The sequence below is a fragment of the Pseudarthrobacter sp. LT1 genome, from assembly GCF_035621795.1.
GTDB lineage: Bacteria > Actinomycetota > Actinomycetes > Actinomycetales > Micrococcaceae > Arthrobacter.
On record NZ_CP141830.1, the window covers coordinates 2,299,832 to 2,325,775 of the forward strand.

Annotated in this window: 19 protein-coding genes; 16 read left to right on the forward strand and 3 right to left on the reverse strand. The window is 66.5% G+C overall.

The window, feature by feature from the left end:
- Window positions 1-73: 73 nt before the first annotated feature.
- The 4 genes from coaE to VIK36_RS10800 all read left to right on the forward strand — a co-directional run bounded on the left by coaE (window position 74) and on the right by VIK36_RS10800 (window position 6,258).
- Entirely contained in the window at window positions 74-1,288 is a 1,215-nt protein-coding gene (gene coaE, locus VIK36_RS10785; RefSeq protein WP_324645192.1) for a dephospho-CoA kinase, read from the forward strand.
- A gap of 80 nt (window positions 1,289-1,368) precedes the next feature.
- Complete coding sequence (gene uvrB / locus VIK36_RS10790) at window positions 1,369-3,483, forward strand: excinuclease ABC subunit UvrB (protein ID WP_159632076.1); 2,115 nt, start codon at window positions 1,369-1,371, stop codon at window positions 3,481-3,483.
- A gap of 187 nt (window positions 3,484-3,670) precedes the next feature.
- On the forward strand, window positions 3,671-4,699 hold the full coding sequence (locus tag VIK36_RS10795; protein ID WP_159632075.1) for a TerC family protein: 1,029 nt from the start codon (window positions 3,671-3,673) through the stop codon (window positions 4,697-4,699).
- A gap of 131 nt (window positions 4,700-4,830) precedes the next feature.
- Window positions 4,831-6,258 (forward strand): MFS transporter, encoded by a 1,428-nt coding sequence (locus VIK36_RS10800; protein ID WP_324645194.1) that lies wholly within the window; start codon window positions 4,831-4,833, stop codon window positions 6,256-6,258.
- Here VIK36_RS10800 and VIK36_RS10805 read toward each other — a convergent pair.
- From VIK36_RS10805 to VIK36_RS10815, 3 genes are all read right to left on the reverse strand, one after another.
- On the reverse strand, window positions 6,244-7,596 hold the full coding sequence (locus VIK36_RS10805; protein ID WP_324645195.1) for an alpha/beta fold hydrolase: 1,353 nt from the start codon (window positions 7,594-7,596) through the stop codon (window positions 6,244-6,246). The two genes, VIK36_RS10800 and VIK36_RS10805, sit on opposite strands and share 15 nt — an antisense overlap.
- The gene (locus tag VIK36_RS10810) at window positions 7,583-8,098 is read right to left on the reverse strand and encodes a GNAT family N-acetyltransferase (protein WP_255172152.1); all 516 of its coding nucleotides are present in this window, start codon (window positions 8,096-8,098) and stop codon (window positions 7,583-7,585) included. Before VIK36_RS10810 ends, VIK36_RS10805 begins: the two co-directional genes overlap by 14 nt.
- A gap of 62 nt (window positions 8,099-8,160) precedes the next feature.
- The gene (locus tag VIK36_RS10815; RefSeq protein WP_255172153.1) at window positions 8,161-10,701 is read right to left on the reverse strand and encodes a DEAD/DEAH box helicase; all 2,541 of its coding nucleotides are present in this window, start codon (window positions 10,699-10,701) and stop codon (window positions 8,161-8,163) included.
- 97 nt (window positions 10,702-10,798) lie between these two features.
- On the opposite strand from VIK36_RS10815, the gene VIK36_RS10820 reads away from it, so the two are divergent.
- The 12 genes from VIK36_RS10820 (at window position 10,799) to VIK36_RS10875 (ending at window position 25,881) form a co-directional block, all read left to right on the forward strand.
- Entirely contained in the window at window positions 10,799-11,578 is a 780-nt protein-coding gene (locus VIK36_RS10820; RefSeq protein ID WP_255172154.1) for a trans-aconitate 2-methyltransferase, read from the forward strand.
- Between the two features lie 136 nt (window positions 11,579-11,714).
- On the forward strand, window positions 11,715-13,457 hold the full coding sequence (locus tag VIK36_RS10825; RefSeq protein WP_255172155.1) for an ABC transporter ATP-binding protein: 1,743 nt from the start codon (window positions 11,715-11,717) through the stop codon (window positions 13,455-13,457).
- On the forward strand, window positions 13,454-15,265 hold the full coding sequence (locus VIK36_RS10830) for an ABC transporter ATP-binding protein (protein WP_324645197.1): 1,812 nt from the start codon (window positions 13,454-13,456) through the stop codon (window positions 15,263-15,265). Before VIK36_RS10825 ends, VIK36_RS10830 begins: the two co-directional genes overlap by 4 nt.
- A complete protein-coding gene (locus tag VIK36_RS10835; protein WP_255172157.1) occupies window positions 15,262-15,642 on the forward strand; it encodes a GntR family transcriptional regulator in 381 nt (126 codons plus the stop codon). The genes VIK36_RS10830 and VIK36_RS10835 overlap by 4 nt, the downstream gene beginning before the upstream one ends.
- A 47-nt stretch (window positions 15,643-15,689) precedes the next feature.
- Entirely contained in the window at window positions 15,690-18,614 is a 2,925-nt protein-coding gene (gene uvrA / locus VIK36_RS10840) for an excinuclease ABC subunit UvrA (RefSeq protein ID WP_324645199.1), read from the forward strand.
- Between the two features lie 79 nt (window positions 18,615-18,693).
- On the forward strand, window positions 18,694-19,410 hold the full coding sequence (locus VIK36_RS10845) for an HAD hydrolase-like protein (RefSeq protein WP_224026035.1): 717 nt from the start codon (window positions 18,694-18,696) through the stop codon (window positions 19,408-19,410).
- On the forward strand, window positions 19,397-20,065 hold the full coding sequence (locus tag VIK36_RS10850) for a lysophospholipid acyltransferase family protein (protein ID WP_159632066.1): 669 nt from the start codon (window positions 19,397-19,399) through the stop codon (window positions 20,063-20,065). The genes VIK36_RS10845 and VIK36_RS10850 overlap by 14 nt, the downstream gene beginning before the upstream one ends.
- 85 nt (window positions 20,066-20,150) lie before the next feature.
- A complete protein-coding gene (gene uvrC / locus VIK36_RS10855; protein WP_324645200.1) occupies window positions 20,151-22,151 on the forward strand; it encodes an excinuclease ABC subunit UvrC in 2,001 nt (666 codons plus the stop codon).
- A 68-nt stretch (window positions 22,152-22,219) separates the two neighbouring features.
- Window positions 22,220-23,143 (forward strand): RNase adapter RapZ, encoded by a 924-nt coding sequence (gene rapZ / locus VIK36_RS10860; RefSeq protein ID WP_159632064.1) that lies wholly within the window; start codon window positions 22,220-22,222, stop codon window positions 23,141-23,143.
- Entirely contained in the window at window positions 23,143-24,162 is a 1,020-nt protein-coding gene (locus VIK36_RS10865) for a gluconeogenesis factor YvcK family protein (protein WP_324645201.1), read from the forward strand. The genes rapZ and VIK36_RS10865 overlap by 1 nt, the downstream gene beginning before the upstream one ends.
- Before the next feature lie 9 nt (window positions 24,163-24,171).
- Window positions 24,172-25,152 (forward strand): DNA-binding protein WhiA, encoded by a 981-nt coding sequence (gene whiA / locus VIK36_RS10870; RefSeq protein WP_015937022.1) that lies wholly within the window; start codon window positions 24,172-24,174, stop codon window positions 25,150-25,152.
- Between the two features lie 102 nt (window positions 25,153-25,254).
- A complete protein-coding gene (locus tag VIK36_RS10875) occupies window positions 25,255-25,881 on the forward strand; it encodes a superoxide dismutase (RefSeq protein ID WP_159632062.1) in 627 nt (208 codons plus the stop codon).
- Window positions 25,882-25,944: the final 63 nt, after the last annotated feature.

A 25,944-nucleotide genomic window follows, 5' to 3' on the forward strand; every position in this document is an offset into this window, starting at 1 on the left:
CCCAGTCTAGTGCCGCCATGGGGGTGTGGCCCGGCGCGTTCAGGAGGCCCGGCCGGTTCAGTAGGGTGGGGGTGTGCTGAAGATCGGGTTGACGGGCGGGATCGCCTCAGGGAAGTCGGTGGTTGCCGCGCGGCTGCAGGAACGCGGCGCCGTGCTGGTGGATGCGGATGCGTTGGCCAGGGAGGTGGTGGAGCCCGGGACCGAAGGCCTGGAACGCATCGTGGGGGAGTTTGGCGAAGGAATGCTCGACGACGGCGGACGGCTTGACCGCGCGCGTCTCGGGGCGGCGGTGTTCGGCAATCCTGAGCGCCTCGCCGCCTTGAACGCCATCGTCCATCCCCTGGTGCGCGCCCGCGCCGGCGCCATCACGGCAGCAGCCCCGGCTGACGCCGTGGTGGTCCAGGACATTCCCCTCCTGGTGGAGACCGGCCAGGGGTCCGCTTTCCACTTGGTGGTGGTGGTGGATGCGCCGGACGACGTGCGGCTGCAGCGCATGCTCGAGCACCGGGGAATGACCGCGGAAGCGGCGCGTGCCCGGATGGACGCCCAGGCCTCACGACAGGACCGGCTGGCCGCGGCCGACGCGGTCCTGGACAACTCCGGTACCGTGCAGCACCTGCTGGGCCAGGTGGACCGGCTGTGGGATGAGCGCCTGGTTCCCTTCGCCCGCAACCTGGGGGCGGGGAAACGCGCACCGCGGAACGGCGGTCCGGTCCTGGAACCGCACCGGACGGAGTGGGCGCGGGAGGCGGCCAGGATAGCGGCCCGGCTGGTGGCGGCAGCACCCGACCTCATCCTGGCCGTGGACCACATTGGCTCCACAGCTGTTCCCGGCCTGCCCGCGAAGGACGTGATCGACCTGCAGGTGACGGTGCCTGACCTCGCGGTTGCGGCCACCATCGCACCTTTCCTGGCCGCAGCAGGCTTTCCGGCGGTACGCGACGTCGAATCCGACACTCCAAAGCCCAATGCTCCGGACCCGGCAGCCTGGCTGAAGCGGTTCCACGCCAACGCGGACCCGTGCCGTGCCGTCAACGTCCATGTCCGGGCGGCCGGTTCGGCCGGATGGCGCTTCGCGTTGATGTTCCGCGACTGGCTGCGGAACGATCCCTCCGCGCTCCGGCTGTACGCGGCGCACAAGGCTGACCTCGCCGCCCGGCACGCCGATTCGGGAACCACCAGCTCCTACGCGGAGGCGAAGGAGCCGTGGTTCACGGACGTCGCCTGGCCCCTCATGGCCGCATGGGCGGACGCAACCGGGTGGGAACCGCCGTCGTACGCGTCCTGAATCCGGCCCGCGCACCGGCCGGTGTTCGCCGGTAACGGACGGGGCCGTCCAGTGTCGGTGCCCGGCTGTAAATTAGATTCATGAGCCTTGCGCAGGAAATCAACCGTGTTGTAGCGCCCTTCGAAGTCATCAGCGAGTTCAAACCTGCCGGAGACCAGCCCGCCGCCATCGCTGAGCTGACGGAGCGCATCAACAACGGCGAGAAGGACGTGGTGCTGCTTGGCGCCACAGGTACCGGTAAAAGTGCCACCACCGCCTGGCTTATTGAACAGGTGCAGCGCCCCACGCTGGTGATGGTGCAGAACAAGACCCTTGCCGCCCAGCTGGCCAACGAGTTCCGCGAACTGCTGCCCAACAACGCCGTGGAATACTTCGTTTCCTACTACGACTACTACCAGCCCGAAGCGTACGTGGCCCAGACGGACACCTTCATCGAGAAGGATTCCTCCATCAACGAGGAAGTGGAACGGCTCCGCCACTCCGCCACCAACGCGCTGCTGACCCGCCGCGACGTGATTGTGGTGGCCACGGTGTCCTGCATCTACGGCCTGGGAACCCCTGAGGAATACATTTCCGGCATGGTGACCCTCCGCCGCGGCGCCGAGATGAACCGGGACGACCTCCTTCGCAAGTTCGTCTTCATGCAGTACGCCCGCAATGACATGGACTTTCACCGCGGCACCTTCCGGGTGCGCGGCGACACCGTGGAAATCATTCCCATGTACGAGGAACTGGCCATCAGGATCGAGTTCTTCGGTGATGAGATTGAGAGCATCCAAACCCTCCACCCGCTTACCGGCGAAGTCATCCGAGACGAGGAAGAGATGTACGTCTTCCCGGCCTCGCACTACGTTGCCGGGCCGGAACGGATGGCGCGGGCCATCAAGCGGATCGAGGATGAGCTGGCGGACCGGCTGAAGGTGCTGGAGGGCCAGAACAAGCTCGTCGAAGCCCAACGGCTGCGGATGCGCACCACCTACGACCTCGAGATGATGCAGCAGATGGGTTTCTGCAACGGCATCGAGAACTACTCGGCGCACATTGACGGGCGGGAGCCGGGTACTGCACCCCACTGCCTCCTGGACTACTTCCCGGACGACTTCCTGCTGGTGGTGGACGAGTCCCACGTGACCATTCCCCAGATCGGGGCCATGTACGAAGGTGACATGTCCCGCAAACGGAACCTGGTGGACTTCGGCTTCCGGTTGCCGTCCGCCATGGACAACCGGCCGCTGAAGTGGGACGAGTTCCTCGAACGCGTGGGCCAGACCGTCTACCTCTCGGCCACCCCCGGCAAGTATGAGCTGGGCAAGGCAGACGGCTACGTCCAGCAGATCATCCGTCCCACCGGCCTGGTGGATCCCGAGGTGGTGGTCAAGCCCACCAAGGGACAGATCGACGACCTCCTCGGCGAGATCAAGACCCGGGTGGAAAAGAACGAGCGCGTCCTGGTGACCACGCTGACCAAGCGGATGGCAGAGGACCTCACCGACTACCTGCTGGGCCACGGCGTCAAGGTGGAATACCTGCACTCGGACGTGGACACGCTGCGCCGGGTGGAGCTCCTGCGTGAACTGCGGTTGGGATCCTTCGACGTCCTGGTGGGCATCAACCTTCTCCGTGAGGGCCTGGACCTCCCCGAGGTGTCCCTGGTCAGCATCCTGGACGCGGACAAGGAGGGGTTCCTGCGCTCGTCCACCTCGCTGATCCAGACCATCGGACGTGCCGCCCGCAACGTCTCCGGCCAGGTGCACATGTACGCGGACCGGATCACCGACTCCATGGCCAACGCCATTGACGAAACCAACCGTCGCCGCGCCATCCAGGTGGCGTACAACAAGGAACACGGCGTCGATCCGCAGCCGCTGCGGAAGAAGATCGCCGACATCACGGACCAGTTGGCCAAGGAAGATGCCGATACCGATGCGCTGCTGGGCAGCTTCGACTACGGCAAGGGCAAGCGCGGCATCACCGGATCCAACAAGGCCGGCGCCAAGAAGGGCGCGGCCCAGGTCCGTTCGGACGGCCTGGCGGCGGCTCCGGCCGAGGACCTGGTGGGCCTGATCGCACAGCTCACGGAACAGATGCATGGCGCGGCGGCAGACCTCCAGTTCGAGGTGGCGGCGCGGATCCGCGACGAGGTCAGCGAGCTGAAGAAGGAGCTGAGGCAGATGCAGGCGGCAGGCCACGCCTGACGTCCGCGGCCGGGCATCCGGCTGGGGTACAGTTAAAGCACGTAGGGGAGTATCCCAAGCGCTACGATCGTCAACACGCAGGGCACAGCTGCCCCGCCGGGCGTAGCGGGCCGCCACATCAGCACCAAGTGCACAGGCAGGCCGGAGAGACTTACACCATTTTGTGTACCCTGCGAAAGGCTGCCCTGTGCTGGACTTGCCCGTATGGTTCGAGGTTGGCTCATTTGCCGTCCTCGGCCTGATTCTCCTGATCGATCTCCTTCTGGTGGTGCGGCGCCCGCACGAGCCGTCCATGAAGGAGGCCGGTCTGTGGGTGGCCTTCTACGTCACCCTTGCCTTGGCCTTCGCCGGCGCAATGTTCGCTTTTACCGGGCCCGAATTCGGCAGCCAGTTCGTCGCCGGCTGGGTGACCGAGTACAGCCTCAGCATCGACAACCTGTTCGTCTTCATCATCATCATGGCCAGGTTCTCCGTGCCACGGAAGTACCAGCAGGAAGTGTTGATGGTGGGCATCATCATCGCGCTCATCCTGCGCGGCATCTTCATCCTGCTGGGCGCCATCGTCATCGAACAGTTCAGCTGGGTGTTCTACATCTTCGGCGCGTTCCTGCTGTGGACGGCCTGGAAGCAGGCCCAGGACGAGGGTGAAGAGGAAGAGGACCGCGAGAACCCGCTGATTGCGAAGATCCGCAAGGTCATCCCGATGTCGGAGAAGTTCGACGGCGGCAAGCTCCGTACCGTGGTCAACGGCAAGAAGGTCTTCACCCCCATGGTGATCGTCTTCGTCACCATCGGCCTCACGGACCTGCTGTTCGCAGTTGACTCCATCCCCGCGATCTTCGGCCTGACCCAAAGCCCCTTCATTGTCTTCACCGCCAACCTGTTCGCCCTGATGGGCCTGCGGCAGCTGTACTTCCTGCTGGGTGGCCTGATGAACCGGCTCATCTACCTCAAGCACGCCCTGTCCTTCATCCTCGCGTTCATCGGCGTCAAGCTTGTCCTGCACGCCATGCACGTGAACGAGCTTCCCTTCATCAACGGCGGACAGCACATCGAGTGGGCACCTGAGATCCCCACCTTCGTCTCCCTCGCCGTGATTGTGGGCACCATCATCGTCGCCGTCGTCGCCAGCCTGCTCAGCTCCAAGGCCCAGGCTGCCACGGTGGATCCGCGGCTTGAAGAGGACGCCCGGAAGAGCCACAGCGACGCCGAGTAGGCGCGCCCCGGCGCATTCCCCTCCGGTAATCCCGGCCGCCTGAGCGGCCGGGATTACCCCTTTAAGCCTCCGCAGCACGGACGGGTTCCGCACCCCTGTGGGTCCCGCCGGCGCAGGACTATGCTCAGATCATGGCCCGCACGCTTGTGATGGATCAGGGCGCGCGCCAGGTGCAGCGACGTACCGTTTTGCTCTTGAGCGTGGCCCAGGTGTTCGGTGGACTCGGGACGGGATCGACCGTGTCCATTGGTTCCATCCTGGCCGTCGAGCTGTCCGGCTCCAGTGCCTGGGCGGGCTCCGTGGCCACGGTGATGACCCTCGGGGCGGCGGCCGCAGCCCTGCCGTTGGCATCGCTGGCGGAACGGCGTGGGCGCCGGGCGGGCCAGGTGGCCGGCCTTTCGGCGGCGCTGGCAGGGGCGGTCCTCATGGTCCTGGCCGTTGCCACCGGGCTCTTCGTCCTGCTGGTCGTGGGCTCGGCAGGCATCGGCATCGGCACGGCAGCGACCCTGCAGGCACGGTTTGCCGCAGTGGATCTCGCTGCCCCCGAGCACCGCGGGCGGGCCTTGTCCACCGTGGTCTGGGCGGTAACAGTCGGTGCCGTGGCAGGCCCCAACCTGATCCAGCCCGGAACGGCGGTGGGAACTGCGCTGGGGCTGCCGCCCATCGCGGGACCGTTCGTGATCTCCGGGGCCGGGCTCCTCATCGCCGCCGTGCTGCTGTTCGCCGGTCTTCGCCCGGACCCGCTGCTGCTGGCACGCCGCCTTGCCGCGGCCAACAACGCCGCCACCGCGGAACGGGGAAGTGGCGCGCCTTCCACCACCCCTGCCGCCGGCACGGCCCCGGAAGGTGCCGAAATGGAAGGCGCCCAACCGGAAGGCTCCCCACCGGCAAGGACCCAGCCCGCCGCAGCGGCCGCGCGGGGCTCGCTGGACCGTGGACTGCGGGCTATCCGCAGCTCCCGGATGGCACTGCTGGCCGTCGCCGGCGTTGTGGCAGCGCACGCAGTCATGGTGGGTGTCATGTCCATGACCCCGCTGCACCTGCAGCACCTGGTGGAAGGACCGGGCCCGCATGCCGGCCACATCGCCGAGGGGGACGTGCTGGTCATCATCGGCTTCACCATCTCGCTGCACATCGCAGGCATGTTCGCGCTCTCCCCGGTCATGGGTTGGCTGACTGACAGGGCGGGCCGGATAGAGACCATCATGATCGGCTTCGCGCTGCTGATCGCCGCCGTCGCCGTTGCCGGGTTCGGCCAGGCCTCGACCGGCGCAGTGGCCGCAGGACTGGTCCTGCTGGGCATGGGCTGGTCCGCGGCCACGATTTCCGGCTCCACCCTGCTCGCCGAGAGCGTTGGCCAGGACGCCCGGGTGGCTGTCCAAGGCGTCTCCGACATGCTGATGGGCGCCGCAGGTGCCCTGGGAGGCGCCGTGTCCGGACTGGTCCTGGGCTTTGCCGGCTACCTCGGCCTCAACCTGCTGGGCGGTACCATCGGGGCGGCCGTCCTGGCCGCCGCTGTCGTCACCCGCACGTCACACCGGCGGTCAGCGGCCGCCTGAGCGGGTCATGCCCAGGAGGCGGGCGAAGATCCTCTCGCCGTCGTCGGCGATCCCGTCATGGTGGAAGTCGGCCGTCTCCCAGACCTGCAGCCCGCGCACCGCAGCCGCCGTGCGCAGGGAAAGGTCCCGGTCAACGTAGATATCGTGCGAGTAGACCGCCGCTGCCACGGGAACGGTGTTGGCGGCCAGCACTTCCGGGTCGTACAGCGGCTTCCAGTCCTGCTTTGCGGCGAGCAGGTCGGCCACCTCCCGCAGCGGCTGGAGGGCCGGGTCCTGCTCGAAGTACCACGGGTACACCATTTCGCCGGTCAGCAGCAGCGGTTCGGCGTCGGGCCTGAACCAGGGGTTCTCCCGGAGCATGCGCCAGGCTGACCAGTTGGTGGCCTGCTCCTGGCCGTAAATGGATTCATGCATGAGGGCGTACAGCGGGTTTGAACGCCGCGAGACCACACCCTGGAGCTGCTCCAGGAAAGTGTCGGACAGCCTGGGGCCACCCGCGGTGTCCACGAATGCGTCCTCCAGCAGGTAATGCAGGCTGTCCACCCGGGTGTTGCCGCCCAGGAATGCGCCGGCCATCTGGAACCGCTCCACGGTGAGGGGGCTGCCGTCGGGCAGGAGTTCCGGTGTGCAGCGCAGGTGGCGGGCAATCCGCTCCACCGCATCCCGGTCCTCCGGATACCAGCCGAAGTATTCGTCGTTCCGTGCCGCTACGCGCTGGAAGGTGGCCCGGTACACGTCGTCCGCGCTGCCCGTGAGAGGTGCCAGGCCGCCAGTGATGAGGGCTTCGCGCAGTCCTTCGGGGGCGAAGGACAGGTATGTCAGGGCGCAGAAGCCGCCATAGCTTTGGCCGTAGATGGTCCAGGCGGGTGATTCCAGGGCACGGCGGATCAGCTCCGCGTCCGCCACGATCGAATCGGCCCTGAAATGCTCCAGGTAGGCAGCCTGTTCGGCAGCGGACCCGCGGGCGGGCAAGGTCCTGCGGTCGACGGGCGTCGAGAGCCCGGTGCCGCGCTGGTCCAGCATCAGGATGCGGAAGTCCTGCGCTGCGGCCTTGCTCCAGCCGCCCAGGGAGCCCCATCTGTTGCCGCGGCCGCCCGGGCCGCCCTGCAGGAAAAGGAGCCAGGGCAGCTGTGCGGCCGCCTCCGCGCTGTGCGCCGCCGAGACATACTCGCGGGCGAACACCGTGATGGTCTCTGCGGAGCCGTCGGGCGGTGCGGAATGGTCCAGGGGGACCGTGAAGTAGTGCTCCACGGTGCGCATGCCACGGAATTCGTGCGTTGCCCTGACCTCATGGCCCGCAGCGGGGACCGCTGCCCGGCGCACGTCAGCCCTGGGCATGGGCGGAAAGGGAGCCGCGGGAGGCCGCACATCCAAACTGGTCCAGCGCCTCCCCGGTGAGCCGGAAAGTGGACCACCCGTCCATGGGGCGGGCACCAAGGCGGCGGTAGAAATTGATGGAGGGCTCGTTCCAGTCCAGTACACTCCATTCCACGCGTGCGTAGCCGTTCTCCACGGCGATAGCGGCAAGGTGCTGCAGCAGGGCCTTGCCATGCCCTTCTCCCCGTGCCTCCGGGCTGACGTAAAGGTCTTCCAGGTAGATCCCGTGGACGCCTTCCCATGTGGAGTAGTTCAGGAACCACAACGCAAAGCCCTGCACGGTGCCTGCCGCGTCCTCTGCCATGGCAGCGAAGATCCGTGGGTTGTCGCCGAACAGGGCCTGCTCCAGCAATTCCGGTGTGTTCCGGACGGCGTCGGGTTCCTTCTCGTAATGCGCCAGTTCGTGGATCATGCGGAGGATGGCGGGAACATCGTGCCGGGTTGCGGGGCGGATTACACTCATTGTTCGAGCTTACCGCCGGGTCCGGCGGTACCGCCGCAGGCAGGGGAAGGGCCGGTCCGGGGCTAGAGCCGGTTCACATCCGTCACCCTCACCACGGCTGTTCCGGTCGCGTCGGAGTCCGCCAGGTCCACCTCCGCCGAGATGCCCCAGTCATGGTTGGCCGCCGGGTCGTCGAAGATCTGGCGGACCTTCCAGGTCCCCGGTTCTTCGGTGATGATGAGCAGGCCGGGACCCCGCGCATCCGGTCCCGTCCCGATGTCGTCGTGTTCGTCGAAGTAGTCGTCCAGCGCATCTTCCCAGCGCTCGGCACCCCAGCCGGAGCCGGCGTCGAGCTCTCCCAGCGCGGTGGCGTCCTCGTCGGCGAAAAGTTCCACGCGGCGGAACATCTCGTTGCGCACCATCACCCGGAACGCGCGGATGTTCGAGGTGAGCGACGGCGGCGGGGGCGGCGGCGCGTCGTGGGGCGTGGGCGCCGCACCGGACGCCAGCTCCTCCCACTCGTCCAGCAGGCTGGAGTCCACCTGCCGGACCAGCTCACCCAGCCAGGCCACAAGGTCTTCGAGGTCCTCCCGGAGCATGTCCTGGGGAACGGTTTGGCGCAGCGCTTTGAAGGCATCAGCGAGGTACCGCAGGACGATGCCTTCGGACCTGGCCAGGCCGTAGAACTGGACGAATTCGCCAAAGTTCATGGCGCGCTCGTACATGTCGCGGACCACGGACTTGGGGGCGAGCTCAAAGTCGCCCACCCACGGTGCGGCCTTCCGGTACACCTCGAACGCTTCGCCCAGGATATCGGCGAGCGGCTGGGGGTAGGTGACCTCGTCCAGCATGGCCATCCGCTGGTCATACTCGATGCCGTCGGCCTTCATGGCGGCCACGGCCTCCCCGCGGGCCTTCTTTTGCTGCGCCGACAGGATCTGCCGCGGCTTCTCCAGGGTCGCCTCTATGACGGACACCACGTCCAGGGCGTACGACGGCGACTCCGGGTCAAGGAGGTCCAGTGCGGCAAGTGCGAAGGGGGAGAGTGGCTGGTTCAGGGCGAAGTTCGGCTGCAGGTGCACCGTCAGGCGGACCGTGCGGCCATCTGGCCCCTGCTCCTCCGGCGGGATCCGTTCGATGACTTCGGCGGCGAGGAGTTCGCGGTAGATGCCCAGCGCCTTCTTCATGAGCCGCAGCTGGGAGGAGCGCGGCTCGTGGTTTTCCGTGAGCAGCCGCCTGGCCGCGGCGAAGGGGTCGCCGGGCCGTTCCATCAGGTTCATCAGCATGGCGTGCGTTACCGTGAAGCTTGACGTCAGGGGGTCGGGGACAGATTCCACCAGCCGCTTGAAGGTGGGCTCACCCCAGGAAACAAAACCCTCGGGCGGCTTTTTCTTGACCACCTGGCGGAGTTTCTTCTGGTCGTCACCGAACTTGGCCGTGGCCTTCGCCATGGCCTTGACGTTCTCGACCACGTGCTCGGGTGCCTGCACCACCACCGTCCCGGCGGTGTCATAGCCCGCCCTGCCGGCCCGGCCCGCAATCTGGTGGAACTCACGTGAGTTGAGCAGGCGGGTGCGGACGCCGTCGTACTTGCTCAGGGCGGTGAGCAGCACGGTACGTATGGGGACGTTGATACCCACGCCCAGCGTGTCCGTCCCGCAGATCACCTTCAATAGTCCTGCCTGGGCCAGCTGCTCCACCAGCCGTCGGTACTTGGGCAGCATGCCGGCGTGGTGTACGCCGATTCCGTGCCGCACCAGCCGGTTCAGCGTCTTGCCAAACCCGGCGGCGAACCGGAAATTGGCAATGAGCTCTGCGATCCGGTCCTTTTCCTCCCGGGTGCACACGTTGATGCTCATCAGGTTCTGGGCACGGTCAATCGCCTCAAGCTGGCTGAAGTGCACCACATAGACCGGCACCTGCTTCGTGGAGAGCAGTTCCTCCAGCGTCTCGTGGACCGGGGTCTGGTGGTAGTAGTAGTGCAGCGGAATGGGCCGCTCGGCAGAACTCACCGTGGTGGTGGCCCGGCCCGTCAGCGACGTCAGCCCCTCCTCGAAGCGGCTGACGTCACCCAGGGTGGCGGACATCAGCAGGAACTGTGCCTGCGGAAGCTCCAGGAGCGGGACCTGCCAGGCCCAGCCGCGCTGCGGGTCGGAGTAGAAATGGAACTCGTCCATGATCACTGCGCCGAGTTCGGCTGCAGCGCCCTCCCGCAATGCGATGTTGGCCAGGATTTCCGCGGTGCAGCAGATGATGGGTGCATCCTGGTTGACCCCGGAGTCACCGGTGATCATGCCCACGTTCTCCGCGCCGAAAATGTCGCAGAGCGCAAAGAACTTTTCGGACACCAGCGCCTTGATCGGGGCGGTGTAGTAGCTCCGCCGTCCCTGGGCCATGGCCTGGAAGTGCGCGGCGATCGCCACCAGCGACTTCCCGGACCCCGTGGGCGTGGCCAGGATGACGTTCGCGCCCGTTGCCAGCTCCATGATGGCTTCGTCCTGGGCCGGGTACAGCGACAGGCCGCGGGTTTCCGTCCACTCCACGAACCGGGTGTAAAGGGCGTCGGGGTCGACGGCGGCGGTGTTGGGGACGGACAGATCGCTCAGCTGGTCAACGAGTTTCATTGACTTAAACCTTAGTGCCACGTTGCGGGCGAATCAGGCGGTCCGGCCGGGTTAGGCTACGCCTGGCCGCCGTGCATGCCAGAACCTGGAGAAAATCATGAAATGGGACCCCGCAAAGTACGTCAAATTCGATGACCACCGGAACAGGCCGTTCTTCGACCTGACTGGCCGGATCCATGCTGACCGCCCCGTGCGGGTGGTCGACCTTGGCTGCGGGCCGGGGAACCTGACAGCTGCCCTGGCCGAACGCTGGCCCGGCGCCCAGGTGGTTGGCCTGGATTCCTCCGCGGAGATGTTGGCAAAGGCCGCCCCGCTGGCGCAGGCATTCCCCGCCCTGAGGTTCGAACATGCCGACATCGCCGAATGGATGCCCACTGGGGAGACAGACGTCGTGGTGAGCAACGCAGCCCTGCAGTGGGTGCCGGACCACCAGGACCTGATGCGCAGGTGGCTGAAGGCCCTCCGCCCGGGAGCCTGGTTCGCCATGCAGGTGCCGGGCAACTTCAACGCCCCCTCGCATTCCCTGATGCGGGAACTCGCGGCGTCCGACCGTTGGGCGGCCAAGCTGGGCGGCGTGCTGCGCGGCGGGGAGTCGGTGGGGGAGCCCGCGGACTACCTGGGCATCCTGCTCGACGCCGGCTGTGCGGCGGATGCCTGGGAAACGAGCTACCAGCAGGTCCTGCAGGGGCCCGACCCCGTGCTGGAGTGGGTCCGCGGCACGGCACTGCGGCCGGTTATGGCCGTCCTTCGCGACGACGACGCCAGGCATTTCGAAGCGGAGTACGCAGCCGCCCTCCGGGAGGCCTACCCCCAGGGGGCGCACGGCACCGTATTTCCATTCCGGCGGATCTTTGCCGTGGGCCGCAAGGAGGAGTAGGGGCCCGGACGCCGTGTTTTCCAGCACGTCACAGGACATGACAGCGCCTGAAAGTGATCTGGCTTACAATGGCCACTGTGCTTTGGGGTCAAGCCGCTGGCCCCCTCTTCGGCCGTAGGCATCTGCAGGGGGTATTTTGCTGGTCGGACTCTTAAAGCGGCAGCTTGCCGGCAAACACGCGCAGTTGTGGGCGATCGTTGTGCTCCAGCTTGTCCAGGCAGGCGCGAACTTGTTGCTGCCTACCGTGAACGCGGCCATCATCGATGACGGGATCGTGGCGGGCAAGCCCGACGTGATCTCACGGCTCGGCATGCTCATGGCCGCCATCGCCGTGGTCCAGGCAGCCTCCGCCATCGCGGCGGGCTACCTCGGAGCCGTCGTTGCCATGAGTATCGGGCACCGGCTGCGGGCAGAGGTGTTCAGCCGGATCCAGACGCTGTCCTCCCAGGACGTGGCCCTGTTCGGAACCCAAAGCCTGACCACCCGCGCCACGAACGATGTCCAGCAGATCCAGGCGTTCGCCCTGCTTGTCTTCACCATGCTCTTCGCGGGGCCGGCCATGGGCATCGGCGGGATAGTGCTGGCCGTCCAGCAGGACGTGGTGCTGTCCGTCGTCGTCATCGTCATCGTGCCCCTGCTGCTGCTGATCATGTATCTGATCGTCCGCCGGCTCATTCCGCTCTACCGGGAGGGCCAGGAACTGCTGGACCGGTCCGGCGGCATCCTGCGCGAACAGATCATCGGTGTGGATGTGATCCGCGCCTTCGTCCGCCAGGGCCATGAAGGGCGGCGTTTCGCGGCGGTCAACGCACGGTTGACCGCCAACAACCTCCGATCGGCGCTCCTGGTGGCCGGGATGCTGCCGATGATCATGCTGGTGGTCAACACCAGTTCGGTTGCCGTGGTGTGGTTCGGGGGCCACCGTATCCAGTCAGGACTCATGAACCTCGGAGCGCTCACGGCGTTCATCGCCTACATCATGCAGATCCTGCTGGCAATCATGATGTCCATGTATGTGCTGATGACGGCGCCGCGGGCAGCCGTCTGCGCCGAACGTATCCAGGCGGTGCTGGACACCGAGCCCTCCGTCACCAGTCCGGCCGGGCCGCAGCAGCTCCGGCCCGACCTGTCACAGCCGGCAACCCTGGCCTTCCACGGCGTTGGCTTCTCCTACCCGGGAGCAGAAGCTCCCGTGCTTGCGGACATCAGCTTTACCGCGGCTCCCGGTACCACCACCGCAATCGTGGGCGCAACCGGGAGCGGCAAGACCACGCTGCTGAACCTGATTCCACGGTTCCTCGACCCCACCCAGGGCCGCATCTTGCTGGCCGGCCACGACATCTGGGACCTGCCCCTGGACCAGCTGCGCGCAGCGATGGCCATCGTGCCCCAGCATTCCCACCTGTTCACCGGCACTATCGCCGACAACCTGCGGATGGCCGCGCCTGGGGCCACGGACGGGGAACTGTGGACGGCCCTGGAAACGGCGCAGACCATGCGGTTCATGGATGACCTCCCGCTGGGTCTTGCCACTCCCGTGGGCCAGGGAGGCGCCAGCCTGTCCGGCGGGCAGCGGCAAAGGCTGTGCATCGCCCGGGCGTTGTTGCGAAAGGCGCCCCTCTACCTGTTTGACGACAGCTTCTCCGCCCTCGACTACGACACGGACACCAGGCTGCGGCAGGCCCTGGAACAGGCGCTCGCCGCCGCGACGGTGGTCATCGTGGCCGAGCGCATTTCAGCCGTGGAGGACGCGGACCTCATCCTGGTGCTCGACGACGGCCGCCTCGTTGCGCAGGGAACGCACCGGGAGTTGCTGGAAACGTCCGCCACCTACCGCGAGATTGCCGAATCCCAGCTCGCGCTGGACGGCACGCTGTGACGGCTGGGGAAGAAGCCGGGGAAACGGCGTACAGGTTCTGGCCAACGGCCGGCAGGCTCCTCGGCCTCCTGCGCCCCTTCCGGCTCCAGATGCTCGGAGCGGTGGGATCCACCTGTGCCTTTGCCGTCCTCAACGTCGCGGCACCCAAGTACCTCGGTGATGCCACCGACGAGGTGGTGGAGGGCGTCCTCCAGGGCAGCCTGGACCAACGCCTCGGAGCCCTCCTGGCAGCCGTGGCGACGATGTACGTCTTTGCTTCCCTGTTCAACTGGGTCCAGGGCGCGTTGACCGCCCGGGCCGTGCAGGGGCTCATGTACCGCCTGCGCGCGTCGGTGGAGGACAAGCTGCACCGGCTGCCCTCCACCTACTTCCGCGAACGCTCCCGCGGTGACGTGCTGAGCCGTGCCACCAACGACATCGACAACATCGCCCAGGCCCTGAACCAGGTCCTGACCCAGCTCATCGTGTCGGTCCTGATGCTGTGCGGCTCGCTGGCCATGATGCTGTGGATCTCACCGCTGCTCGCGGCCATCGCCATTGCCACCGTCCCCGTCTCCACATTGATCACGGTCCTGGTGGCCAGGCGGTCCCAGGAGCATTTTGCCCGGCAGTGGAAGGAGACCGGGGAACTGAACAGCCACGTGGAGGAATTCATCAGTGGCCACGAAGTCATCAAGGCTTTCGGCCGGCAGGAACAGGCGGCGGACGTCTTCACCCGCAGCAATGGACGCCTGGCGCGGGCGGCAGCCAAGGCGCAGTACTCAGCCGGGGTGGTCCAGCCACTGATGGTGCTGATGTCCAACCTCAACTACATCGCGGTTGCCGTGGTGGGGGCCCTGCAGGTCATCGCAGGCGCCATGACCATCGGGGGAGTCCAGGCCTTCATCCAGTTCAGCCGGCTGTTCACCCAGCCGGTGGGCCAGATCGGCGGGCTGTTGAACGTCATGCAGTCGTGCGCGGCGTCGGCCGCCAGGGTATTCGTCCTCCTGGACGCCGGCGAAGACCCGCCGGAGCCGGGCGGGCAGGGTGCCGCCACCCCGGCCGGCGGCCGCATAACCTTCCATGACGTCACCTTCGGCTACCCCGGATCCGTGCCCGCCGTCCGCAACCTCACCTTCACCGTGGAGCCGGGGCAGGCAGTAGCCATCGTGGGACACACCGGCGCAGGCAAGAGCACCGTGGTGAATCTCCTCATGCGGTTCCTGGAACCCTCATCCGGCGTGATCACCATGGGCGGGCAGGACATTGCCGCAATTCCCCGGGACCAGTTGCGGGCGCAGTTCGGTGTGGTCCTCCAGGATTCCTGGCTCTTCGACGGCAGCATCCGCGAAAATATCGCCTACGGCCTGCCTGGCGCGCCGGATGCTGCCATCGTCGCTGCCGCTGAGGCCACCCACGCGGACCGCTTCATCAGGTCGCTGCCCCACGAATACGGAACGGTGCTGGAAAACGGCGGGGAGCCGCTCAGCCAGGGCCAGCGGCAACTGCTCACCATCGCCCGGGCGCAGCTTGCGGGGCGGGCCGTCCTGGTCCTGGACGAAGCAACCAGTTCCGTGGATTCCAGGACGGAATTGCTCATCCGCCAGGCGATGCAGAGGCTCCGCCACGGACGGACGAGCTTCATGATCGCCCACCGTTTGTCCACTATCCGCAACGCTGATCTAATTCTCGTCATGGACCACGGACGCATCGTTGAGCAGGGTACGCATGCAAGCCTGCTTGCCGCCAACAGTTACTACGCCAAGCTGTACAACGCCCAGTTTGCCGAACGGGACGGCAGGGCAGAGGTCCTGGAGAACGGCCTGTGAGCGCCGCCGGAGAGTTTCCCGGTTCCTGGCGGCCCAATCCGGCCAGCAGCGTGGCGCTGTTCGAACAGCTGCGGCTCCAGGTCATCCATCTGGCGGACAACGGCGCCCTGGCGCCGGGTACCAGGCTCCCTGCGGTGCGGGCCCTTGCAGAGAAACTCGACGTCGCCCCGCACACCGTGGCAAGGGCGTACAAGGAACTGGAGGCGGCCGGCATCGTTGCCACCCGGGGACGCAACGGGACCGTGGTCTCGGCACGTGACGAGAGGCTGGGTGGCCTGTCCGAGGCCGCTGCCGCCTATGCCGCCGTCGCCAAATCCCAGGGCGCCAGCTTCGCCGAGGCCGTGAAACTCCTGGCCGCCGCCTACGATGTTCCCTGAGGGCGGAACCGTCGATGTTCGAAAAAGTTTTCGATTAGCATTATGGGGTGCCTAAAGCCTTAGCTGAAGAAACCCCTGCCCCCGCCACCTCCCTCGCCGTCCCCCCTGCTGCCTCCCTGCAGCGTCCGGACCTCTCCCGCCTCGTGGTGAAGGGCGCGCGGGAGCACAACCTGCGCAACGTGGACCTCGACCTGCCGCGTGATGCCATGATCGTCTTCACCGGCCTCTCGGGCTCCGGGAAGTCCTCGCTGGCATTCGACACCATTTTCGCCGAAGGCCAGCGGCGCTACGTTGAATCCCTCTCCGCTTACGCACGCCAGTTCCTGGGCCAGGTGGACAAGCCTGACGTCGATTTCATCGAAGGCCTCTCCCCGGCGGTCTCCATCGACCAGAAATCCACCAGCAAGAACCCCCGGTCAACGGTGGGCACCATCACCGAAATCTACGACTACATGCGACTGTTGTGGGCGCGTGTTGGCAGGCCGCACTGCCCGGTCTGCGGCGAGCCGGTGTCCAAGCAGACCCCGCAGCAGATCGTGGACCAGCTCCTTGAACTCGACGAGGGCACACGCTTCCAGGTCCTGGCACCGGTGGTGCGCGGACGCAAGGGCGAGTTCGTGGACCTCTTCAAGGAACTGACGGCAAAGGGATATTCGCGGGCACGGGTGGACGGCAACCTGGTCCAGCTGAGCGATCCTCCCAAGCTCGGCAAGCAGTTCAAGCACACCATCGAAGTAGTAGTGGACCGCCTGGTGGTCAAGGAAGGCATCAGCCAACGGCTCACGGACTCCATCGAAACAGCCCTTGGGCTGTCCGAGGGCCGCGTCCTGGCCGAATTCGTGGACCTCGAAGCCGATGCGCCGGGACGGATCCGGGCGTTCTCCGAAAACCTTGCATGCCCCAACGAGCACCCGCTCGCCATCGATGAGATCGAGCCCCGCTCGTTCTCATTCAACAACCCGTTCGGCGCCTGCGCCGCCTGCAGTGGAATCGGCACCCGGCTTGAGGTTGATGAGGAACTCATCGTGCCCAACCCGGAGCTGTCCCTGTCGGAGGGCGCCATCGCACCATGGTCGCTGGGCACGGCCACCACCGAATACTGGAACCGGCTCCTGGAAGGCCTGGCCAAGGAAGTGGGCTTCTCCATGGCCACGCCGTGGGAGAAGCTGGGCAAGGATGTACGCCAGACCATCCTGCATGGCAAGGACCACAAGGTGGTGGTGCAGTACCGCAACCGCTTTGGCCGCGAACGCAAGTACAGCACCGGGTTCGAAGGCGCCATCCAGTACGTCCACCGCAAGCACGGCGAGACCGATTCGGACTGGGCCCGCGACCGCTACGAGGAATACATGCGGCAGGTTCCCTGCCCCGCCTGCAACGGCGCACGCCTCAACCCGGCATCCTTGTCGGTGCTGATCAACGGCAAGTCCATCGCCGAGGTGGCCGCGCTGCCCATGCGGGATTGCGCGGAGTTCCTGAACAACCTGGTGTTGACCGGGCGCGAAGCCCAGATCGCCCACCAGGTCCTCAAGGAGATCCAGGCCCGCCTGACGTTCCTCCTGGACGTTGGACTGGAGTACCTCAACCTCGAGCGTCCGTCCGCCACCCTCTCCGGCGGCGAAGCGCAGCGCATCAGGCTCGCCACCCAGATCGGGTCCGGCCTGGTGGGCGTCCTCTACGTCCTGGACGAACCCTCCATCGGCCTGCACCAGCGGGACAACCGCCGGCTGATCGAAACCCTCACCCGGCTCCGCGACATGGGAAACACCCTCATCGTCGTGGAGCACGACGAAGACACCATCCACGTTGCTGACTGGATCGTGGACATCGGACCCGGCGCCGGCGAGCACGGCGGCCAGGTTGTCCACTCCGGGACCTACAAGGAGCTGCTGGACAACAAGGAATCGCTGACCGGCGACTACCTGTCCGGCCGCAAGGCCATCGAGGTACCGAAGAAACGCCGTAAATACGACAAAAAGCGTGAGATCAAAGTGGTGGGCGCGCGGGAGAACAACCTCCTGAACGTCGACGCAGCCTTCCCGCTGGGACTCTTCACCGCGGTGACCGGCGTGAGTGGTTCGGGCAAATCCACGCTCGTCAACGAGATCCTCTACAAGGTGCTGGCGAACAAACTCAACGGGGCCAAGCAGGTGGCGGGCCGGCACAAGACCGTGCAGGGCCTGGAACACCTGGACAAGGTGGTCCACGTGGACCAGAGCCCCATCGGCCGTACCCCGCGGTCCAACCCGGCCACGTACACGGGCGTGTTCGACAACATCCGCAAGCTCTTCGCCGAGACCACCGAAGCAAAGGTGCGTGGCTACCTTCCCGGGCGGTTCTCCTTCAACGTCAAGGGCGGACGCTGCGAGGCATGCTCCGGTGACGGCACGCTGAAGATCGAGATGAACTTCCTGCCGGACGTCTACGTGCCGTGCGAGGTGTGCCACGGTGCCCGCTACAACCGGGAAACCCTGGAGGTGCATTACAAGGGCAAGACCATCGCCGACGTCCTCAACATGCCCATCGAGGAGGGCGCGGAGTTCTTTGCGGCGTTCTCACCCATCGCACGCCACCTGAACACCCTGGTGGACGTGGGACTGGGCTACGTCCGCCTGGGCCAGCCGGCCACCACCCTCTCCGGCGGTGAGGCGCAACGGGTCAAGCTTGCGGCAGAACTGCAGAAGCGGTCCAACGGCCGCAGCATCTACGTCCTGGACGAGCCAACAACAGGCCTGCACTTCGAGGACATCCGGAAGCTGCTCATGGTCCTGCAGGGGCTGGTGGACAAGGGCAACACGGTGATCACCATCGAACACAACCTGGACGTCATCAAGAGCGCCGACTGGCTGGTGGACCTCGGGCCGGACGGCGGCTCCGGCGGCGGCCAGATCGTCGCGGCGGGAACGCCGGAGCAGGTGGCCAAGTCCTCCACCAGCCACACCGGAAAGTTCCTGGCCGAAATACTCGGCTGACCGACGGAAACCGCATGGAAGTATTCCTGGACGGGAATGCGAGTTTCAGGCATTCCTGCTGTCGTGAGAAACTAACCCGGTGACTTCAACAACAGTGCCCGTGATCTTTGACCTGGACGGCACTCTTGTCGATCCGGCCGGTGGAATAACTGAAGGGATTGCCTCAGCCCTCCGCGGGCTGGGGCTCCCGGTTCCCGGCCAGGACCTGCTCGATTCGATGATTGGCCCCAAGCTGAGCGATTCCCTGCTCAACGTGGCAAACGTGCCCGCGGAGCGCCTGGAAGAGGTGGTCCACCGGTACCGCGAACACTACGTCGCCAGGGGAATTGCCCAGAGCCGGCTCTACCCCGGTATCCGGGAAATCCTGGAATCCTTCGCGGCGGCGGGACGCCCCGTTGCTGTGGCAACGCAAAAACCCCAGCGGCTGGCGCATAAAGTCCTGGCACACCACGGCATCGACGGCCTCTTCCACGGCATCCACGGCTCTGCCGACGACGAAACGCTGGTGGAAGGCGTCCCCCTGGGCAAGACCCAGATCATCGCCGCCGCCCTGAGGGACCTGGACACCCAGCACGCCATTATGGTGGGCGACCGCGCCCAGGACGTGTCCGGTGCCATCGCCAACGGGCTGGACTGCATTGGAGTTGTCTGGGGATTCGCGCCCGACGGGGAGCTGGAGGAAGCCGGATCCGTGGCGGTCGTCAGCACGGGCGAGGAACTGGTAGCGGTCATCGAGCGGCTGCAGGCGGTCCACACCGCGGCCATGAGCGGGGTGGTCAACGATGGAAATGTTTGATGCCGTCCGCTGGACCACGCGCAACCTGATCGCCGGCACCTGCCGGCCCACCGTCGTCGGACTCGAAAACGTCCCTTCCGATGGCCCCTTTATCGTGGCACCCAACCACCTGTCCTTCTTCGACAGCGTGATCGTCCAGGCCCTGATGCCGCGGCCGGTTGCCTTCTTTGCCAAGGCCGAGTACTTCACCACGGGCGGCGTCAAGGGCAAGGTCATGAAAGCCTTTTTCGAATCCGTCGGCTCCATCCCCGTGGAGCGGGGTGAGCAGGCAGCCAGCGTCCAGGCACTGAAAACCCTGCTGGACATCCTGGAGTCCGGCCGCGGCATCGGCATCTACCCCGAGGGCACGCGCTCCCGCGACGGCATCCTCTACCGGGGACGCACCGGCGTCGGCTGGCTGGCCCTCACCACCGGGGCGCCCGTGATCCCCGTCGGGCTGATCGGGACCGAAAAGCTTCAGCGTGCCGGCGAAAAAGGGGTCAAGCCGCAGCACTTCACCATGAAGGTGGGGGAGCCGCTGTACTTCGACAAGACGGGACCGGACCACTCACTGCCGGCCCGCCGCGAGGTCACGGACAGGATCATGGACGCAATCGCCGGCCTCAGCGGCCAGGAGCGCTCCGCCAGTTACAACCAGAGCAAGTCCGCCGAGTAACCGGAAACCGCCGCACGCAGGCCCGGACCGGGTCTGGATGCTCCGGTTGGCATGGAGAGCCGGCGCGACTCAGTAGACTTGATAGGTGGCAAATCCAGCAAGTTACCGGCCCAAAACCGGTGAAATCCCCACCAACCCGGGCGTCTACCGGTTCCGTGATCCGCACGGCCGGGTCATCTACGTGGGCAAAGCCAAAAGCCTCCGGTCCCGGCTGAACTCCTACTTCGCCAACCCGGCGGGGCTGCTGCCCAAGACCTATGCGATGGTCCACGCGGCCAGCAGCGTCGAGTGGACCGTGGTGGGCAGCGAACTCGAATCGCTGCAGTTGGAATACACCTGGATCAAGGAATTCAAGCCGCGCTTCAACGTGGTGTTCCGGGATGACAAGACGTATCCCTACCTGGCCGTGACCATGAGCGAAAAGTACCCGCGGGTGCAGGTCATGCGCGGCGACAAACGGAAAGGGACCCGCTATTTCGGCCCCTACACCGCCGGCGCCATCCGGGAGACCATGGACACCCTGCTCCGGGTCTTCCCCGTCCGGAGCTGCAGCGCCGGCGTCTTCAAGCGGGCCGAGGCAAGCGGCCGGCCCTGCCTGCTGGGCTACATCGACAAGTGCTCCGCGCCGTGCGTCGGACGGATTTCGCCGGAGGACCACCGGGCACTGGCCGACGATTTCTGTGCCTTCATGGGCGGCGAAGCCAAACGCTTCATCAATAAGCTGGAAAAGCAGATGGGCGACGCCGTGGCGAAGCTCGACTACGAGCACGCAGCCCGGCTGCGTGACGACATCACCGCGCTGCGGAAGGTATTCGAACGCAACGCCGTGGTGCTCTCCGAGGACACCGATGCCGACGTCTTCGCCCTGCACGAAGACGAGCTCGAAGCCGCCGTCCAGGTGTTCCACGTCCGCGGCGGCAGGATCCGAGGCCAGCGCGGCTGGGTAGTCGAAAAAGTGGAGGACTTCACCACCCCGGACCTGGTGGAGCACCTGCTGCAGCAGGTCTACGGGGAGGACGGCGACACGCACGGCCGGCTGCCCCGTGAAGTCCTGGTGCCGGTGGCCCCCAGCAACCAGGAAGACCTGGCCAATTGGCTGGGCGGGATCCGCGGCGCCAAAGTGGACATCCGGGTGCCGCAGCGCGGTGACAAGGCGGCACTGATGTCCACTGTGCGCGAGAATGCCGAACACGCATTGAAGCTTCACAAGACACGGCGGGCAGGTGACATCACTGTCAGGTCGCAGGCCCTCCAGGAGCTGCAGGAAGCCCTGGACCTTCCGGTTCCCCTGCTCCGGATCGAATGCTTCGACGTCTCCCACGTCCAGGGCACCAACGTCGTGGCTTCCATGGTGGTGGTGGAGGACGGGCTGCCCAAGAAGTCCGACTACCGCAAGTTCTCCATCACCGGCCCCGCGGCCGCTGATGACACCGCCGCCATGCACGACGTCCTGACGCGCAGGTTCCGCCACTACCTCCAGGACAAGTCGGCGCAGGTGGACGAATCCGTGCTGGAAGCTGACGGCCCGGAGGCGGCACCGGGCGCGGAGGTGCTGGACAGCACCACGCCGGCGCCAAAGGCCAAGTTCGCCTACCCGCCCAACCTGGTGGTGGTGGACGGCGGCCAGCCGCAGGTGAACGCGGCCGCCCGTGCACTCAAGGACCTCGGGATCGACGACGTCTACGTCGTGGGGCTCGCCAAACGCCTGGAGGAAGTCTGGCTTCCGGACAGCGACTTCCCGGTGATCCTTCCCCGGACCTCGCAGGGACTCTACCTGCTCCAGCGGATCCGCGACGAGGCCCACCGCTTTGCCATCACTTTCCACCGGCAGAAGCGCGGCAAGGCCATGACGGTGTCGGCACTGGACGCCGTCCCGGGCCTGGGCGCCTCCAAGCGGAAAGCCCTGCTGGCGCACTTCGGATCCGTCAAGGGCGTGAAGGCCGCCACGGTGGAGGAGCTCGCAGAGGCGAAGGGCATTGGCCCTGCCCTGGCCGGGGCCATCGTCAACCACTTCGCGGCGGAGGGGGCCGAGGCCGTGACCGTGCCCGCGATCAACATGACCACCGGCGAAATCATTGAAACTTAGCTAGGGTAAAGGACGGGGCAGTGCCACAGCGGCGGCCCCGGGAACAACGAGGAAACGGGGCAGGCTTCATGGCAGACACGACCGCGGGATCCGGAGCGGGCCACGACGGGCTGGAGCCCGTCAAGCCGCTCGAAGCGGAACTGCTGGTGGTCACCGGGATGTCCGGCGCCGGACGGAGCACCGCCGCGGACGCGCTGGAGGACCACGGCTGGTACGTCGTGGAGAACCTGCCGCCGCAGATGCTGGGCACGCTCGCGGAGCTGGTCTCCCACGCCCCGCAGTCGATTCCACGGCTGGCCGTGGTGATCGATGTCCGCAGCAAGGGACTCTTTGCGGATATCCGTGCAGCCCTGGGGGCCCTGGCGGCCAGCGGTGTGACCTTCCGCGTCCTGTTCCTCGACGCCAGCGACAACGTCCTGGTCCGGAGGTTCGAACAGGGCCGGCGCCCGCACCCGCTGCAGGGAGGCGGACGCATCCTTGACGGCATCGCCGCCGAACGTGAGCTGCTGCAGGAACTGCGCGACAGCTCCGACGTCGTCCTCGACACCTCCAACTACAACGTCCACGGGCTGGCCACGGCCATCACCGAACTGTTCAGTGAAACCGGCCCGGTGGCCCTGCGGCTCAACGTCATGAGCTTCGGCTTCAAGTACGGCCTCCCGGTCGATGCCAACTATGTGGCCGACGTCCGGTTCATCCCCAACCCCCACTGGGTGCCCCAGCTGCGCCCGCAGACCGGCCTGGACAAGGACGTCAGCGACTACGTCCTGGAGGCCGAGGGCGTGAAGAACTTCGTGGACCGCTACGTCCTGGCCCTGGAACCGGTCCTGGAGGGATACCGCAGGGAGAACAAGCACTACGCCACCATCGCCGTCGGCTGCACGGGCGGCAAGCACCGCTCCGTCGCCGTCGCGGTTGAACTCTCGAAGAAACTCGCGCAGTATCCGCGGGTCACGGTGACCACCGCGCACCGGGATCTGGGCCGCGAGTAATGGCGCTGTTCACCGGAGCCCTGCCCCTGGTGCCGCCGGCCGCTGGTAAGGGCTCGGGCCAGCAGGACAAGGGCCCCAACGTCGTGGCCCTGGGTGGCGGGCACGGCCTGGCGGCCTCGCTGTCGGCTTTGCGCCTGCTCACCTCCGAGCTCACCGCAGTGGTGACGGTGGCGGACGACGGCGGCTCGTCCGGGCGCCTGCGCGAAGAGTACGGCGTCCTCCCGCCGGGAGACCTCCGCATGGCGCTGTCCGCGCTGTGCGACGACACCGACTGGGGACGCACCTGGCGTGACGTCATGCAGCACCGGTTCCGGGCCGGGAAAGGCCCCGGGGGTTCGCTGGATGAGCACGCCATGGGCAACCTCCTGATCGTCACCCTGTGGGAGTTGCTGGGCGACGCCGTCGCAGGACTCAAATGGGCCGGTGCGCTGCTGGGCGCCCGCGGCCAGGTGCTGCCCATGTCCACGGTCCCGCTCACCATCGAAGGCGACGTCCGCGTCACCGCACCCGACGGCGGAACTGCCCTGCACACCATCCACGGCCAGGCACGCTGTGCCGTGGCCGGCTCGCTGGAGGAGGTCCGGCTCCTGCCCGAGGCCGCGCCTGCCTGCACCGACGCACTGACGGCCATCGAACTGGCGGACTGGGTGGTCCTGGGTCCCGGCTCCTGGTACACGTCAGTCCTCCCGCACCTGCTCCTGCCGGAGATGCGGCAGGCACTGTGCAGCACCCCTGCCAAACGCTGCCTCACCATGAACCTCGCCACGGACACCAAGGAAACCAGCGGCATGACGGCGGCCGACCACCTCCACGTCCTCCGGCGCTACGCCCCCGAGTTCAGTGTGGACGTGGTCCTGGCCGATCCCGCGTCGGTACCGGACCGGCAGGAGTTCGAGAAGGCCGCCGGCATGATCGGCGCGGAGGTGGTCTTGGGTAAAGTAGGGGCGTCGGGACGCCGCCCCGTCCATGAGCCGCTCCGGCTGGCCACGGCGTACCAGGACATTTTTGGGAACAGTTAGGAAGGTGCCATGGCACTGACAGCATCGGTCAAGGAAGAACTGTCCCGTCTGGACATCAAGAAGTCATCAGTGCGCAAGGCTGAAGTCTCCGCAATGCTCCGGTTCGCCGGGGGACTGCACATCATTTCGGGCAGGATCGTCATCGAGGCGGAAGTTGACCTCGCGTCCACTGCACGCCGGCTCCGCGCCGCCATCGCCGAGGTCTACGGACACCAGAGTGAAATCATCGTGGTCTCCGCCGGCGGACTCCGCCGCGCCAGCCGCTACGTGGTCCGCGTGGTCCGCGACGGCGAGGCGCTGGCCCGCCAGACGGGCCTGCTGGATGGCCGCGGCCGCCCCGTGCGCGGCCTGCCGTCCGCCGTCGTCAACGGCTCGGCCGCAGACGCCGAAGCCGTGTGGCGCGGGGCGTTCCTGGCGCATGGTTCGCTCACCGAACCCGGCCGGTCGTCATCGCTGGAAGTCACCTGCCCGGGTCCGGAATCGGCCCTGGCCCTGGTGGGCGCCGCCCGCCGCCTGGACATCCAGGCCAAGGCCCGCGAGGTCAGGGGAGTGGACCGCGTGGTCATCCGCGACGGCGACACCATCGCCGCGCTCCTGACGCGCATGGGCGCCCACGACGCACTGATGGTGTGGGAGGAACGCCGGATGCGCAAGGAAGTCAGGGCCACAGCCAACCGGCTCGCGAACTTCGATGACGCCAACCTGCGCCGCTCCGCCCAGGCAGCCGTGGCTGCCGGCGCACGCGTGGACCGGGCCCTGGAAATCCTGGGCGACGACGTCCCGGACCACCTGAAGTACGCCGGCGAGCTGCGGGTGGCGCACAAACAGGCCAGCCTTGACGAGCTGGGCCGGCTCGCCGACCCCGTGATGACCAAGGACGCGATCGCCGGCCGGATCCGCCGCCTGCTGGCCATGGCGGACAAGCGTGCGCTTGACCTGGGCATTCCCGGAACGGACGCCAATGTGACGCCTGAAATGCTGGACGAGTAGGCGCCCCATAGAATCAGAAATAATTCCGGGCACCAGATGCCCGGATGCACAATCCAAGAGTTACCAACCGGGCCTTCCTGGTCCACGATATTGGAGGATTTTGTGACCGAGTACGTATTGCCGGAACTCAGCTACGATTACGCCGCCCTCGAACCGCACATCTCTGCGCGGATCATGGAGCTGCACCACAGCAAGCACCACGCCACCTACGTGGCAGGCGCCAACAACGCCCTGGCCCAGCTGGCCGAGGCCCGCGAAAAGGGCGACTTCGCCAACATCAACCGGCTCTCCAAGGACCTCGCGTTCCACACCGGCGGCCACATCAACCACTCCGTGTTCTGGAAGAACCTCTCCCCGGACGGCGGCGACAAGCCCGAGGGCGAACTGGCTGCAGCGATCGATGACGCCTTCGGCTCCTTCGACGCGTTCCGCGCCCAGTTCTCCGCCGCGGCCCTCGGCCTGCAGGGTTCGGGCTGGGGCTTCCTGGCCTACGAGCCCATCGGCGGGAACCTGGTCATCGAGCAGCTCTACGACCAGCAGGGCAACGTTGCGCTGGGCACCACCCCGCTGCTGATGCTGGATATGTGGGAGCACGCCTTCTACCTGGACTACGTCAACGTCAAGGCCGACTACGTTAAGGCGTTCTGGAACATCGTCAACTGGGCCGACGTCGCCCAGCGCTTCGAAGCAGCACGCACCAACGCCACGGGACTCATCACCCTTCCGTAGTGACGTGCGATATACATCGCTGTAACAAACTTCACATTCTGACTTAAACAGGCCGGGATGTGG

Coding starts and splice junctions, on each gene's coding strand:
- uvrB (WP_159632076.1), top strand. CDS start 1,369: ATGAGCCTTGCGCAGGAAATCAACCGTGTTGTAGCGCCCTTCGAAGTC.
- VIK36_RS10800 (WP_324645194.1), top strand. CDS start 4,831: ATGGCCCGCACGCTTGTGATGGATCAGGGCGCGCGCCAGGTGCAGCGA.
- VIK36_RS10805 (WP_324645195.1), bottom strand. CDS start 7,596: ATGCCCAGGGCTGACGTGCGCCGGGCAGCGGTCCCCGCTGCGGGCCAT.
- VIK36_RS10810 (WP_255172152.1), bottom strand. CDS start 8,098: ATGAGTGTAATCCGCCCCGCAACCCGGCACGATGTTCCCGCCATCCTC.
- VIK36_RS10815 (WP_255172153.1), bottom strand. CDS start 10,701: ATGAAACTCGTTGACCAGCTGAGCGATCTGTCCGTCCCCAACACCGCC.
- VIK36_RS10820 (WP_255172154.1), top strand. CDS start 10,799: ATGAAATGGGACCCCGCAAAGTACGTCAAATTCGATGACCACCGGAAC.
- VIK36_RS10850 (WP_159632066.1), top strand. CDS start 19,397: ATGGAAATGTTTGATGCCGTCCGCTGGACCACGCGCAACCTGATCGCC.
- rapZ (WP_159632064.1), top strand. CDS start 22,220: ATGGCAGACACGACCGCGGGATCCGGAGCGGGCCACGACGGGCTGGAG.
- VIK36_RS10865 (WP_324645201.1), top strand. CDS start 23,143: ATGGCGCTGTTCACCGGAGCCCTGCCCCTGGTGCCGCCGGCCGCTGGT.
- whiA (WP_015937022.1), top strand. CDS start 24,172: ATGGCACTGACAGCATCGGTCAAGGAAGAACTGTCCCGTCTGGACATC.